This is a genomic window from Mesorhizobium sp. NZP2298, assembly GCF_013170825.1.
Classification (GTDB): Bacteria; Pseudomonadota; Alphaproteobacteria; order Rhizobiales; family Rhizobiaceae; genus Mesorhizobium.
The window spans coordinates 1058176-1070880 of record NZ_CP033365.1; the positions used below are offsets into that span (position 1 = coordinate 1058176).

The 12705-nt window shown below is 64.0% G+C and carries 14 protein-coding genes; 7 read left to right on the plus strand and 7 right to left on the minus strand.

Translation table 11 applies throughout. The annotated features are described in order from the left end of the window. The first annotated feature begins 55 nt into the window (after positions 1-55). Positions 56-1411, plus strand: coding sequence for a chloride channel protein (locus tag EB231_RS05060; RefSeq protein WP_172347872.1), 1356 nt, complete (start codon positions 56-58; stop codon positions 1409-1411). A 65-nt stretch (positions 1412-1476) separates the two neighbouring features. Here the strand turns inward: EB231_RS05060 and EB231_RS05065 are convergent, their stop codons facing one another. The 3 genes from EB231_RS05065 to EB231_RS05075 form a co-directional block, all read right to left on the minus strand. Beyond that, positions 1477-1980, minus strand: coding sequence for an invasion associated locus B family protein (locus EB231_RS05065; RefSeq protein ID WP_172347873.1), 504 nt, complete (start codon positions 1978-1980; stop codon positions 1477-1479). A gap of 275 nt (positions 1981-2255) precedes the next feature. Continuing rightward, the gene (locus tag EB231_RS05070; RefSeq protein WP_127278702.1) at positions 2256-2618 is read right to left on the minus strand and encodes a YkvA family protein; all 363 of its coding nucleotides are present in this window, start codon (positions 2616-2618) and stop codon (positions 2256-2258) included. A gap of 138 nt (positions 2619-2756) precedes the next feature. Beyond that, a complete protein-coding gene (locus tag EB231_RS05075; protein ID WP_081295064.1) occupies positions 2757-3053 on the minus strand; it encodes a 4a-hydroxytetrahydrobiopterin dehydratase in 297 nt (98 codons plus the stop codon). A gap of 105 nt (positions 3054-3158) precedes the next feature. Between EB231_RS05075 and EB231_RS05080 the strand changes: the two genes are divergently transcribed. Beyond that, on the plus strand, positions 3159-3674 hold the full coding sequence (locus EB231_RS05080; protein WP_172347874.1) for a low molecular weight protein-tyrosine-phosphatase: 516 nt from the start codon (positions 3159-3161) through the stop codon (positions 3672-3674). On the opposite strand, the gene thpR is transcribed toward EB231_RS05080, so the two are convergent. Both thpR and EB231_RS05090 read right to left on the minus strand, forming a co-directional pair. Continuing rightward, entirely contained in the window at positions 3578-4174 is a 597-nt protein-coding gene (thpR, locus tag EB231_RS05085) for an RNA 2',3'-cyclic phosphodiesterase (RefSeq protein WP_140776123.1), read from the minus strand. The two genes, EB231_RS05080 and thpR, sit on opposite strands and share 97 nt — an antisense overlap. 127 nt (positions 4175-4301) lie before the next feature. Beyond that, complete coding sequence (locus EB231_RS05090) at positions 4302-4946, minus strand: arylesterase (protein WP_172347875.1); 645 nt, start codon at positions 4944-4946, stop codon at positions 4302-4304. A gap of 87 nt (positions 4947-5033) precedes the next feature. Here EB231_RS05090 and EB231_RS05095 point away from each other — a divergent pair, with 87 nt between their 5' ends. From EB231_RS05095 to EB231_RS05110, 4 genes are all read left to right on the plus strand, one after another. Beyond that, positions 5034-5729 (plus strand): ABC transporter ATP-binding protein, encoded by a 696-nt coding sequence (locus tag EB231_RS05095; RefSeq protein WP_172347876.1) that lies wholly within the window; start codon positions 5034-5036, stop codon positions 5727-5729. Continuing rightward, positions 5729-8278, plus strand: a complete 2550-nt coding sequence (locus tag EB231_RS05100) for an ABC transporter permease (RefSeq protein ID WP_172347877.1) — start codon at positions 5729-5731, stop codon at positions 8276-8278. The genes EB231_RS05095 and EB231_RS05100 overlap by 1 nt, the downstream gene beginning before the upstream one ends. 252 nt (positions 8279-8530) lie before the next feature. Further along, positions 8531-9304, plus strand: a complete 774-nt coding sequence (locus tag EB231_RS05105) for a Bax inhibitor-1/YccA family protein (RefSeq protein WP_056574542.1) — start codon at positions 8531-8533, stop codon at positions 9302-9304. 123 nt (positions 9305-9427) lie between these two features. Then, entirely contained in the window at positions 9428-10009 is a 582-nt protein-coding gene (locus EB231_RS05110; RefSeq protein WP_172347878.1) for a GNAT family N-acetyltransferase, read from the plus strand. Between the two features lie 114 nt (positions 10010-10123). Here EB231_RS05110 and EB231_RS05115 read toward each other — a convergent pair whose 3' ends face one another. Together EB231_RS05115 and EB231_RS05120 are read right to left on the minus strand one after the other, a co-directional pair. Then, positions 10124-10507, minus strand: a complete 384-nt coding sequence (locus tag EB231_RS05115) for a DUF2794 domain-containing protein (protein WP_172347879.1) — start codon at positions 10505-10507, stop codon at positions 10124-10126. 516 nt (positions 10508-11023) lie between these two features. Beyond that, positions 11024-11809: a DUF1223 domain-containing protein gene (locus EB231_RS05120; protein ID WP_172347880.1), complete on the minus strand. Its 786-nt coding sequence runs from the start codon at positions 11807-11809 to the stop codon at positions 11024-11026. Between the two features lie 179 nt (positions 11810-11988). On the opposite strand from EB231_RS05120, the gene EB231_RS05125 reads away from it, so the two are divergent. Continuing rightward, on the plus strand, positions 11989-12672 hold the full coding sequence (locus tag EB231_RS05125; protein WP_172347881.1) for a ceramidase domain-containing protein: 684 nt from the start codon (positions 11989-11991) through the stop codon (positions 12670-12672). The last annotated feature ends 33 nt before the right edge of the window (positions 12673-12705 follow it).

Below are 12705 nucleotides of genomic sequence, written 5' to 3' on the forward strand. Positions count from 1 at the left end.
GGCCGTATGCGTCGGCGCCGTGTTAGGGCTCGATCCTCCCCTCCCGAGGACAGACATGGCCGGCACATCACGAAAATATCCCATGCTGCGGCGCTCGCGCGCGATGTGGGGCTCCCGGCGCGTGTGGCAGCCGCGCCTGGTGTTCTGGGCGGGAGCGGTCTCGATCGGCGTCATCAGCGTGCTGTTCGCGGTGCTGGCCGACAAGGCGCAGGCGCTGTTCCATGTCATGATCGGTGATGGCGGCGGCTGGCGCTTCTATCTGCCGCTCATGGTCACGCCGCTTGGCTTCGTGCTGTGCGCCTGGCTGGCCCAGGCTTTCTTTCCGGGCTCGCAAGGCAGCGGCATTCCGCAGGCGATCGCCGCGCGCCATTTGCGTGACGACGACGATCGCAACCACCTGCTCTCATTGCGGCTGGCGGCCGGCAAGATCGCGCTCACCATCGTTGGCCTGTTCTGCGGCGCTTCCATCGGTCGCGAAGGCCCGACCGTGCAGGTCGGCGCCTCTCTAATGCTGCAGGCGGCGCGCTGGGGCGGCATGGCGCAGGCGCGGGGCCTGATCCTGGCCGGGTCGGCCGCCGGCATCGCGGCCGCCTTCAACACCCCACTGGCCGGCATCGTCTTCGCCATCGAGGAAATGGGTCGCACCTATGAAGCGCGCACCAACGGGCTGGTGCTGACGGCGGTAATCCTGGCCGGCCTCGCATCGCTCGGCCTGCTCGGCAACTACACCTATTTCGGCATCTCCAGAGACACGATCTCGTTCGCCGCCGAGTGGCCGCTGGTGCTTGCCTGCGGCGTCATCGGGGGTGGCTTCGGCGCGCTGTTCTCGCTGCTGGCGCTGAAGATCACGCGGCGGATCCGGCGCTGGCACACGCAGCAGCCCCTGGCTCGCGCGCTGCTGGTGGCCGCATTCTGCGGGCTCGGCGTGGCGGTGATCGGCATTGCGTCGGGCGGGCTGACCTTCGGCACCGGCTACGCGCAGGCGCGCGGCGCGGTGGAGGGTATGCCGCTGCCGTGGCTCTTCTTCGTGGAAAAATTCCTGGCCGGGCTGCTATCCATGGTTTCGGGCATTCCGGGCGGCATTTTTGCGCCCTCGCTGGCGGTCGGCGCCGGTATCGGCAGTTCGCTCGGCCTTTTGTTCGGCGCCAGCGCGGGAGCCGCCGCGCTGCTCGGCATGGCCGGCTATTTCGCCGGTGTGGTGCAGGCGCCGATGACGGCTTTCGTCATCATCCTGGAGATGACCGGCAATCACGATAATGTCATAGCGCTGATGCTGGCCTCGATGCTGGGCTACGGCACGGCGCGGATGATCTCGCACGAACCGCTCTATCACGCGCTGTCGCGTGTCTTCATCGCCGAGGCGATCCGGCGTCGGCGGGCGGAGGCAGCGCCGGAATCCGGTCATGCCTGAAAAGCAGAAGGCCGGGCTTTACGGCCCGGCCTTTGCGTCAAAGCGAAGCTCTGCCTACTCGCATCCTACTTGCATTTGGCGATCGACGACAGCGCAGCCGAAATGCCCTTCAGCGAGAAGACATAGGAGGTGGGATTGCCGCGGCCGGATTTCGCCGTCACCTTCATGTCCGAACCGGTCTTCATGGCGGCGATCAGCACGGGTTCCTCGGCGGCGTTCTCGACCCAGGCCGACTTGCCGCGCGTGAACATCGAGAACGACTTCTTGTCGATGGTGACGGTTGCCTTGGAACCTTCCTGGAAATTGTAGCCGGCAATGAACTGCGGCTCATAGGACACCTGCTGGCCGGGCCGCTGGCTGACGAAGAAGAACATATCGCCATGGTCGAGCGTCGGCGGCTGCTTGTCGGTCGGCACGGTCAGCACGTAGCAGACCTTGCCGCCCTGCGCCTGATAGCTGTAGGTGCCCCAGGCATTGTGCTGGCCGATCTTGGTCGCCTGCTGCGCCAGTGCCGGCGCTGCTGAGGCCGCCAGGACCAGGCTCGAAACTAGTGCTATCAATCCGCGCATCGTCTTTCCCGTATTCCAAATGGTGCGGAGGCGGGCCGCCTGGCGTCCTGCCGTCGCTTCATTTTGATTTAATCTGGGTTACCAAACGGTGAATTTCCCTCAACAAAAGGACGCTCACCCCAGGAAACCGCCGCCATTCCCGCGCCGCCGCCCTTGTCAGCAGCCGGCGCGACGTCCCTTCGGCGACTTGGAGGGCACGAAAGCGGCAAGAGTTTGACTTTTCAAGCGGGCCCGCGAACGCCTCCATCCACAAGATGCGCGCCACGTGAAGACGATCAGCCCTTGTCGGCGATGGCGTCCTTGGCGGCCTGGCGATGCGCCGGCGTGATGTGGGCGCTGACGGCGGTGATCGCGGCGGTCAGCACGGCGATGTCGTCGGTGAAACCGAGGCCGAAGATGAAGTCGGGAATGAGGTCCACCGGCAGGACGAAATAGCCGAGCGCCGCCACCAATATGCCCTTGGCGCGCAATGGCGTGTTCTTGTCCATGGCGCAGTAATACGCGGCGACGACGTCTTCCATGAAGGGGATCTGCCGCGCGGCCTTCTTGGCCGTGCGCCAGAATTTCTCGCGCACTTCGCCCTCGCCGCCCAGCCTGTCGCCAAAGCCGAAGAAATCAAAACCGGGTTGTTGCGCCATCAATCACTCCTAGCGGTCTCACGCGCGTCCTGGCGCATGCCTCGCGAGGGAAAATGTGGTGAAAGGTGAACCCCGGTGCAAGATGCCGGTACCGATTTGGGATTCTCCGCTGCCTTGGCGACCGTGCGATACCAGGCATCAACCACCGGCAAAGCGGTTCATTTTCTTCGCCAGTTCAATGTCGAGCGCGGTTACGCCACCGGCGTCATGGGTGTTCAGCGTCACGTCCACGGTCTTGTAGACGTTCGACCAGTCGGGATGATGGTCCATCTTTTCGGCTGCCAGCGCGACTCGGGTCATGAAGGCGAAGGCTTCGGAAAAATTGTTAAAGACGAAGCCGCGCCTGATCGAGGCGCCGTCCGTGGCCAGCGACCAGCCGCCGAGTTCGGCAAGGGCAGCGGTGATGGCGTCCTTGCTGAGTTTTTCTCTCGTCATGATGATTTCCCGTGCTATTTCGAATTTCGACCCTCACCATACTGCAAGTCGCCCAAAAGTGTTTTGCGGTTTTGGGGTTCCAAATGCACAAACGGCGCATATCGAATGAGCGTAACGCCCATAAATTCCATCCTTTTCGTCTGCCTCGGCAATATCTGCCGGTCGCCGCTGGCAGAGGGCGTTTTTCGCGCCGTTTGGGCCGAGCGCGGCTGGGGCCGCGATATCCGGCTCGATTCGGCGGCGACCAGCGGCTGGGAGGTCGGCTCGCCCCCCGATCCACGATCGATCGCGGTTGCGATGCGTCATGGCGTCGATATTTCCGGACAGAGGGCGCGCAAGATCACGCCGCAGGATTTCTCCCGTTTCGACCTGGTCCTTGGCATGGACCGCTCGAATGTCGCCGACCTGAGGGCGCTGGCGCCGGCCGCGCGGGACCGGGTGCAGCTCTTCCTGGAGTTCGCGCACGGACAGGCGCGCGACGTGCCCGATCCCTACTATGACGGGCCGGAGGCCTTTGCCGAGGTCTATCGCATGATCCGCGAGGCGTCGGAGGCGCTGGCGACACGGCTGGCCGCGCGGGCGTCGGTGCCCGACAGCGGCCAGGCCTCCTCGACGATATAAGGGCCGCCGCCGACCGAATCGCGCGACGACATCAGGACGAAGCGGCCGATACGAAAAGGCAGCGTGGAGAAATTGCCACGAGCCGAAAGATACTGGGCGACATCCAGCGGGCTCGAATTGCGCAGCCGCGCCAGCGTCACATGCGGCATGAACTTGCGGGGATCGGCGGGAATGCCGAGCCGCTGGCAGATGCGGTCGATCTCGCCCTGAAGCCCGGCCAGATCGGGCGAGGCGGAAGCGCCGGCCCACACCGCATGCGGCTTCTTCTGGCCAAAGGCGCCGACACCGGACAGGGTCAGCGAGAAAGAGGGCCGGTGGACGCGGTCCAGCGCATTGGCGATCTCGTCGGCGACATGGCCCTCGACATCGCCGATGAAGCGCAGCGTCAGATGGTAGTTTTCGACATCGATCCAGCGCGCCCCGGGCAGGCCGCCCCGGAGCAGGGACAGCGAAAGAGCGGCGTCACGCGGAATTTCGAGGGCGGTGAAAAGACGCGGCATGAAGAGCCTCCCTTCCTCGAATCGAACTGTCATCCATAGCGAATCATCGATAGTCGAATGGAGCAAGAGGTTTATTGGCCACAGGCTTTGCCAAAAGTTTCCGCAAGGGAAAGCAGTTTATCCAGCCTCATGAGCCGCCTGGCACCGCCGCGATGGTCTTCTCGACCGTCGGCAGGATGCGCTCGACCATCCGGTCGACACCGCTTGCGTTCGGATGCATGCCGTCCTCGAGCTGCAGGCCGGGCTGTCCGGCGACGCCGTCGAGGAAGAACGGATAGAGCGCGACATCGTATTTCCCAGACAGGTCCGGAAAGATGGCGTCGAAGGCGTTCTGGTAGTCGGCGCCGAGATTGGGCGCGGCGCGCATGCCGGCGAGCAACACAGCGATCTTGCGCTGTTTGAGCTTGCCGAGCATCTCGTCGAGGTTCTTCCTGGTGATGTCGGGCGAGATGCCGCGCAGCATATCGTTGGCGCCGAGTTCGAGGATGACCAGCTGCGTGCCGTCCGGCACCGACCAATCGAGCCGCGCCAGCCCGCCGCTCGTGGTGTCGCCGGAAACGCCGGCATTGGCGACGGTCACGTCATGGCCCTTGGCACGCAGCGCTGCCTGCAATTTGTCGGTAAAGCCTTGGTCGGGCCCAAGCCCGAAGCCCGCCATCAAGCTGTCACCGAAGCCGACGATCTTGAAGGGCTCGGCACGCGCCGACGAAATGGCGCCGCAAATGGCGAGGAAAAGGACCAAGCCTGCGGCTATCTGGCGTTTGAAAGACATGCGGCAGGCCCCATATGACCAAGGAATTCTTCCGGCGACGGCCTCCGGCGAGCAGAGCCATCATCCCTGATATAGGACGCTTTCATTTTGACAGAAGCCGTCATCGCGCTGAAAGACGTATCCCTGACGCTCGGCGAAGGCGCGTCGTCAGTCCATGTGCTGAAGGGCGTCAGCCTCGAGGTGGCGCGCGGCGAGGCGACCGGCATCGTCGGTCCGTCGGGGTCCGGCAAGTCGACCTTGCTGATGGTGCTGGCGGGGTTGGAACGGATCGATTCGGGTACGGTACGAATCGCCGGCGAACTCCTGAATGGCAAAAGCGAGGATCAGATCGCTTCGTTTCGTGGCCGAAACATTGGCATCGTCTTTCAGTCCTTCCACCTCATCCCCAACATGACCGCGCTTGAAAATGTCGCGGTGCCGCTGGAGCTGGCCGGTCATGCCGATCCGTTTTCGGTGGCGGCGCGCGAGCTGGCGGCGGTGGGCCTCAGCGACCGCGTCACCCATTACCCCGGCGAACTATCCGGGGGCGAACAGCAGCGCGTGGCGATCGCCCGGGCGCTGGCACCCTCGCCGCGCATTCTCATCGCCGACGAGCCGACCGGCAATCTCGACCAGGCTACGGGGCGGCAGGTCGCCGACCTCCTGTTCGCCAAGGCGGCCGAGCGCGGCATGACGCTGGTGCTGGTTACACATGATCCCGCACTCGCGGCGCGCTGCGCGCGCCAGGTGTCGATGCGCTCCGGCCGTATCGAGGCGCCGACCCCATTGAAGGTCACCGCCTGATGCCGCTGGCACGGACGCTGAAGCTCGCCGTCCGCTTTTCGTTGCGTGAGATGCGCGGCGGCTTGTCCGGCTTCCTGATCTTTCTCGCCTGCATCGCGCTCGGCGTCGCGGCGATCGGCGGTGTCAATTCGGTTGCCCGTTCGATCAGTGCCGGCGTCGCCAACCAGGGCCAGACGCTGCTTGGCGGCGATCTTCGCTTCCAGATCAACCAGCGCGATGCCAGCCAGGCCGAACATGGCTTCCTCGACGGGCTGGGCGTTGTCTCACGCACCGTCAGCATGCGCTCGATGGCGCGTCTGGCGGACGGCTCCGACCAGGCGCTGGTCGAGGCCAAGGCGGTCGACGATGCCTATCCACTCTATGGCGCGCTGGAGACGGAGCCGGCGCTGACAGAGCAGGAATTGTTCGGCGAAGAATTCGGCGTGTTTGGCGCGGCGGCGCCCGATCTTCTGTTCGAACGGCTGCATCTCAAGCTCGGCGACCGGCTGAAGCTCGGCACCGCCACCTTTGAACTGCGCGCCAGGCTGGTCACCGAGCCGGATGCCGTGTCCGACGGTTTCGGCTTCGCGCCAAGGCTGATGATCTCGACAGAGGGCCTGGGAGCGACCGGGCTGGTGCAGCCGGGCAGCCTGGTCGAAAACGCCTACAAGATCCGGCTGCCCGCCGACGCCGACGAGGCACGGCTCAAGGCCATACAGGATCAGGCGGCCAGGGATTTTCCGGAAGCTGGCTGGTCGATCCGCACGCGCGGCAACGCCGCCCCCGCTCTGTCGTCCAACATCGAGCGCTTCTCGCAGTTCCTGACGCTGGTCGGGCTGACGGCGCTGGTGGTCGGCGGTGTCGGCGTCGCCAATGCGGTGCGCGCCTATCTCGACGGCAAGCGCGGCGTCATCGCCACCTTCAAGAGTCTCGGTGCTTCCGGCGGCTTTGTCTTCACCGTCTATCTCGTGCAAATCCTGATCATAGCGGCACTCGGTATCGCTGCCGGTCTGGTGCTCGGCGCGCTGATGCCTTTTGCCGCAAGTGCGGCGCTTCAATCCGTCATTCCGGTGCCGGCGCAAGGCGGCTTCTATCCCGGCGCGCTCGGCATGGCGGCGCTGTTCGGGCTGCTGGTGACGCTGGCCTTCGCGCTGCTGCCGCTCGGACGCGCCCGCGACGTGCCGGCGACGGCGCTGTTTCGGGAGATGGGCCTGGAAGGCCGCGGCTTTCCGCGCCTTGTCTATACTGCCTCCGCTGTCGGCATCGCGTTGCTGCTGGCGGTTCTGGCCATCCTCTTGTCCGGCGACCAGCGCATCGCCTCGATCTTCGTCGGCGCCACCATCTTTTCCTTCCTGGTGCTGCGTCTGGTCGGAGCGTTGGTGCAATGGGTGGCAAGGAAGAGCCCGCGCGTGCGCTCCGTGGCGCTCCGCCTCGCCGTCGGCAACATCCATCGACCAGGCGCCTTGACGCCATCGGTGGTGCTGTCGCTGGGGCTCGGGCTGACGCTGCTGGTGACGTTGGCGCTGATCGACGGCAATCTGCGGCGGCAGATCTCAGGCAGCCTGCCGGAGCGGGCGCCGAATTTCTTCTTCGTCGACATCCAGAGCAGCGATGTCGATGCGTTCTCGGCCCTGGTCGGCAAGGAGGCGCCGCAAGGGACATTGGTCAAGGTGCCGATGCTGCGCGGCCGGGTGATGGCGCTCAACGGCGTCGCCGTCGACAAGGTCAAGGTGCCGGCCGAGGGCGCCTGGGTGCTGAAAGGCGATCGCGGCCTGACCTATGACGCCAGGCGGCCGGAAAACGCGACGCTGACCGAGGGCGAATGGTGGCCGGACAATTATGCCGGCGAGCCGCTGGTCTCCTTCTCGGCGCAGGAAGGCAAGGAGATCGGGCTGAAGCTCGGCGACACCGTCACCGTCAATGTGCTTGGCCGCAACGTGACGGCCAGGATCGCGAACTTCCGCCAGGTCGAGTGGGAGACGATGGGCATCAATTTCGTCATGGTGTTCTCGCCCAACACATTCGCGGGCGCGCCGCATGGCTGGATGGCGACGCTGACTGAAAAGAGTGCCTCGACGGCCGACGATGCCCGCATCCTCAATGCCGTTACCCGCGCCTTCCCGGCGGTGACGACGGTGCGCGTCAAGGACGCGCTCGATGTCGTCAACCGGCTGGTCGGCCAGCTCGGCACGGCGATCCGGGCCGCGGCCGGTGTGGCGCTGATCGCTTCGGTGCTGGTGCTGGCAGGCGCGCTTGCCGCCGGCAACCGGGCGCGCATCCACGACGCCGTGGTGCTGAAGACGCTCGGCGCGACCAGGAGGACGCTGATAACGGCATTTTCCCTGGAGTATATGCTGATCGGATTGGCCACGGCGATCTTCGCGCTGGCCGCCGGCGGCATCGCGGCCTGGTACATTGTCGCGCGCATCATGACGCTGCCATCGCATTTCATGCCGGAGGTGGCCGTGGCGACCATCGTCTTTGCGCTGGTCATCACGGTCGGCATCGGTCTTGCCGGTACCTGGCGGGTGCTCGGCCACAAGGCGGCGCCGGTGCTGCGCGACCTGTAGTCCCTGGCCGGACTCTCCAATCCCTGGGGGGCGGAGCGGGCCCTCTGCAATTAAATCTTGGTAAGGATGCCGGCCCGGAAGCCCGGAGAATCGGCATTTCGGCCTCTCACGAACCGTTACATCCGGTTACGGTCTTGTTCTTGACGCGAATAACCATCATATTTCGCCACAGGCATGCTGGAGTCCCGCCAGCGGCGCCTGGGTCCGCAAGAGGCCCGACACCGGACGGGGCAGAAGCAATAGAGGATTCCAATGGCTGATCCCATTCGCAATTATCAGACGTCGGCGGTGCCCGGCGTCCGCGCCGACATCGATCAGGGCCTGCGCGCCTATATGATCAAGGTCTACAATCTGATGGGGCTTGGCCTCCTCATCACCGGCCTTGCCGCCGTCGGCACGATCATGCTGGCCACCACCACCGATCCGGCCTCGGCTGTCGCAACGCTGCCGAGCGGCGAGATGCTGACGTCCTTCGGCTATGCGATCTTCGGGTCGCCGCTGCGCTGGGTGGTGATGCTGGCGCCGCTGGCCGCCGTGTTCTTCCTGTCGTTCAGGATTCAGTCGATGAGCGTCGCCGCCGCGCAGACCACGTTCTGGGTCTATGCCGGTCTCGTCGGCCTGTCGCTGTCGTCGATCTTCCTGGTCTACACCACGGCCAGCATTTCGCAGACCTTCTTCGCCACGGCCGCTGCTTTCGGTGCGCTGTCGCTGTTCGGCTACACGACCAAGCGCGATCTGACGGCGATGGGCTCGTTCCTGATCATGGGCGTGTTCGGCATCATCATCGCGTCGGTGATCAACATCTTCCTGCAGTCGTCGGCGCTGTCCTTTGCCGTGTCGGCGATCGGCGTCTTGGTCTTCGCCGGCCTGACCGCCTACGACACGCAGAAGATCAAGGAGATGTATTTCGAGGGCGATGTTTCCGATGTCGCCGGCCGCAAGGCCATCATGGGCGCGCTGAGGCTCTATCTCGATTTCATCAACCTGTTCATGTTCCTGCTTCAGTTCATGGGCGACCGCCGCTAAGGCACGGTCCGCTTCATGGTCTGACTGGACCATCGGGTTTGGAAAGGGCGGCCCAAGGGCCGCTCTTTCCTTTTGTGCCGGCGTTTGCTGTTATCGGAAGCAGGCAGAAGGCTTGCATGAAGAATGTGCACTATCGTGATACGGCCGGCGACTTCGGCCGACCTCGACACCATCACCGAAATCTATGCCGACGCGGTGACCCATGGCACGGCGAGCTATGAGCTGCAGCCGCCAGGCCGCGCGGAGATGGGCACGCGATTCGCCACGCTCACGGCCGGCGGCTTCCCGTATCTGGTGGCGGAAAAGGACGGCGCTGTGCTTGGCTATGCCTATGCCGGCGCCTTCCGGCCGCGCCCGGCCTACCGCTTCATCGTCGAGGATTCGGTCTATGTCGCGCCCGAGGCCAAGGGCCAGGGTGTCGGCCTCATGCTGATGCGCAGCCTGATCGCGGCGGCCGAGGCGGCAGGCTTCCGCCAGATCGTCGCGGTGATCGGCGACGGCCATCCAGGCAGCGCCTCGGTCAAGCTGCATGAAAAGCTCGGCTTCCGCCACTCAGGCCGGCTCGAAGGCTCCGGCTACAAGCACGGGCGCTGGCTGGACACGGTGTTCATGCAGCTCTCACTGAATGGCGGCGCGTCGTTGCCGCCTGACCCGGCCTCGCTGCCTGAGCGGAAGTTTCGGGGGGAAGAGGAACTGAAGAACTGAGGAACTGAGGAACTGAAGAAAAAGAAAATAAAATAATATCAGGCGTTTAGCGCCTATTCTCCTCAGTTCCTCAGTTCCTCAGTTCCTCAGTTCCTCAGTTCCTCAGTTGCCCCTTCACGCCTCGACCACTTTCAGCTTGCTGTCGAAGACGCCGAGCACGCGGCCGAGTTCTTGCCCGCGCTTGAGGATGCGGCCGCCGGCGGCGATAACGGCGAAGGCGCCCTGCTTGCGCGCCAGTTTCGGATCCTTCACGATCTGGAACAGCGGCACTTCGCTGGCGCGGCGGAAGACGGAAAACACCGCCCTGTCGGTGAGATGATCGATGGCGTAGTCGCGCCATTCATTGGCGGCGACCATGCGTCCGTAGAGTCTGAGGATCTGGTCCAGTTCACGCCGGTCGAACCGCACCGGCTCGAGGCGCTCGCGTCGCGCCTCGTGCAGCGGGATCAATATTGCGGATGCGTCACCATCCCCCGTCCCGCCGCTGTCATCGCTCATGCCTCGATCCTTCAAAATGAATCTTTGCCAACCAAAATTGGCCCCTTCGCGCCGCAATTGCAAGAGCCGGCGAAGCGACTGCAGGGGCGCGCCTTTTTCGTCACGTCCAGTCACGTTTGCGAAACGCATGTTGGAATTGGTGATGCTTCGCCACATTTCTGCCTTTTTTTATCCGCGCTCATGCCCCAATGTCCGACGAATTTACCGGCGTTGCCTGAGACGGTTCGGTCCGGCACCGGCTCGTAAACCCCAAGCCCCCCGCCCACGGGTCTGCGTCGGATCGAACCAACCTCGGTTTTTCCCCGGAAGAATCGGGTGCGACGATCCCAAAACCTAAATGACCGGCGTCAGAAGCAAGCTGACGTCGGTTTTTTCATGCGCCGGTCGAAAGTGATGCCGCCAAGCCGTCGTCATTCCAGGGGCGGAAGGACGCGAAGTGGCCGAGGAACTAGGCCTGGGGCCGCGACGGAACTTCGCCCGGAGATAACGAAGGCAGGGTCGTTTCGGCTGTTTTCGTTAAGGCTTGTGGATGAAAGCAGCGCCGAGGATGGGGCCCGGCATGCCGTCCTTGCCGACCGATTGCAGCAGGACGGCGCAGCCGCCCTTCTTTGTGATCTCGCTCAACGGCAGTTCATAGCGCTGCGCCTTGCCGTGCCACATGCCGGCGGTCTGGATGCTGGTGACGGCGTTCCAATAGGTCATCTTGCGGCCGGAGTTCTCGCCCTGGGCGATCTTGACCGTCTGGGGCGGCTCGAAATAGACGATCACGACATGGGCATCGTTGGGGCCGGTGCCGGCGTCGCCGGCATCGATGATCACGCGGTCGCTGGTACGGCTGATCTTGACGGGCACATGCATGCCTTCGCCGGATTTCGCCATGCGGGCGAGCGCGCCGTTGACCTCGCCACGATTGGCGCCGTTGACATGCACACGGCCATTGAGGACTGCCTGCGGCGTATAGACGGAGCGGCTGCCGAAGGCGCGCATATAGTCATTCTGCCGCTCGGTGTTTTCCTTGCGGCTCAGCGTGTCCTTCCAGCCGAGATAGTCCCAATAATCGACGTGGTAGGAGAGCGCGACAATGTCTTCCCTGGTGGCAAGTTCGGCGAAAAACGCGTCGGCCGGCGGACAGGAACTGCAGCCCTGGCTGGTGAACAGTTCGACCACGCCGAGCGGCTTGTCGGGCTGGGCTTTTTCGGCCTGGACTCTTTCGGACTCGCCGGCATGGCCGGCATCGGCAAAAGCCGAGAAGGCCAGCGCAAAGGCTGCCAGCCACAGTGATCTTCGCCAGGCCATGACCATTCCAATTCCCGCCGGTGGCGCCGGCTTTGTTCTGATTAGCTGAAATATGTGGCAGAAGCGGAAGTCAACGGGAAGTCACGTTGCGGTGAAATTTTTGCCATTGCAACCGAAGGTAAGGGCGCAATAGGAGAGACATTGCATTTCATGACGTGGTTCGATTCGGGGATGGCATCATCACCATGTGGCAAACTCTCCTGACCCCTGTCGATCTCTATTGTGAGCGGACCGGACCTGGACTTTGGGCCGAGCCGACGAATGCTTTGACTAACCTTGCTTTCATTGTCGCGGGACTATGGGGTGTACGGGAAGTACGCCGACTGAAAACCGGGACCTTCGCCGAAGTGCTGGCCTGGTGGGTCGTGGCGATCGGCATCGGCTCGACGATCTTCCATACCTTCGCCACCAAGGGCACGGTCTGGATTGACGTGCTGCCGATCGCCGGCTTCACACTGGCTTACACGCTGTTCAACCTGCGCCGCTTCCTGGGGATGGAATGGGGCAAGGCGATTGCGGTCTTCGTCGTCTTCTATGCGGTGGCCGGGGCGGTAAGTTTCGCCGTGCCGGATTGGCTGCGTCAGGCGTCAAACGGCACGACGGGCTACCTGCCGCCGTTCCTGGCGCTTGCCTTCTTCGGTGTCTGGGTGACGGTGAGCGGCAACCGGGCCGGCTGGTACAATCTTACCGGGTCGGCGATCTTCGTGGTGTCCGTCATCTTGCGCATGATCGACCCGATGGTCTGCACCGGCTTTCCGCTCGGCACGCACTTCCTGTGGCACATCTTCAACGGGCTGATGCTGGGCGTGCTGCTGGCCGCCGCGGCGCGCTATGGCGCGCCGAAGGGCAGTAGGGCAGTAGGGCAGTAGGGCAGTAGGGCAGTAGGGCAGTAGGGCAGTAGG

Excerpts from the sequence above, each read along its gene's own strand:
- EB231_RS05060 (WP_172347872.1), top strand. The coding sequence starts at position 56 with ATGGCCGGCACATCACGAAAATATCCCATGCTGCGGCGCTCGCGCGCG.
- EB231_RS05070 (WP_127278702.1), bottom strand. The coding sequence starts at position 2,618 with ATGGCGCAACAACCCGGTTTTGATTTCTTCGGCTTTGGCGACAGGCTG.
- EB231_RS05100 (WP_172347877.1), top strand. The coding sequence starts at position 5,729 with ATGCCGCTGGCACGGACGCTGAAGCTCGCCGTCCGCTTTTCGTTGCGT.
- thpR (WP_140776123.1), bottom strand. The coding sequence starts at position 4,174 with ATGCCGCGTCTTTTCACCGCCCTCGAAATTCCGCGTGACGCCGCTCTT.
- EB231_RS05065 (WP_172347873.1), bottom strand. The coding sequence starts at position 1,980 with ATGCGCGGATTGATAGCACTAGTTTCGAGCCTGGTCCTGGCGGCCTCA.
- EB231_RS05075 (WP_081295064.1), bottom strand. The coding sequence starts at position 3,053 with ATGACGAGAGAAAAACTCAGCAAGGACGCCATCACCGCTGCCCTTGCC.
- EB231_RS05110 (WP_172347878.1), top strand. The coding sequence starts at position 9,428 with ATGTGCACTATCGTGATACGGCCGGCGACTTCGGCCGACCTCGACACC.
- EB231_RS05125 (WP_172347881.1), top strand. The coding sequence starts at position 11,989 with ATGTGGCAAACTCTCCTGACCCCTGTCGATCTCTATTGTGAGCGGACC.
- EB231_RS05115 (WP_172347879.1), bottom strand. The coding sequence starts at position 10,507 with ATGAGCGATGACAGCGGCGGGACGGGGGATGGTGACGCATCCGCAATA.
- EB231_RS05120 (WP_172347880.1), bottom strand. The coding sequence starts at position 11,809 with ATGGTCATGGCCTGGCGAAGATCACTGTGGCTGGCAGCCTTTGCGCTG.
- EB231_RS05105 (WP_056574542.1), top strand. The coding sequence starts at position 8,531 with ATGGCTGATCCCATTCGCAATTATCAGACGTCGGCGGTGCCCGGCGTC.
- EB231_RS05090 (WP_172347875.1), bottom strand. The coding sequence starts at position 4,946 with ATGTCTTTCAAACGCCAGATAGCCGCAGGCTTGGTCCTTTTCCTCGCC.
- EB231_RS05080 (WP_172347874.1), top strand. The coding sequence starts at position 3,159 with ATGAGCGTAACGCCCATAAATTCCATCCTTTTCGTCTGCCTCGGCAAT.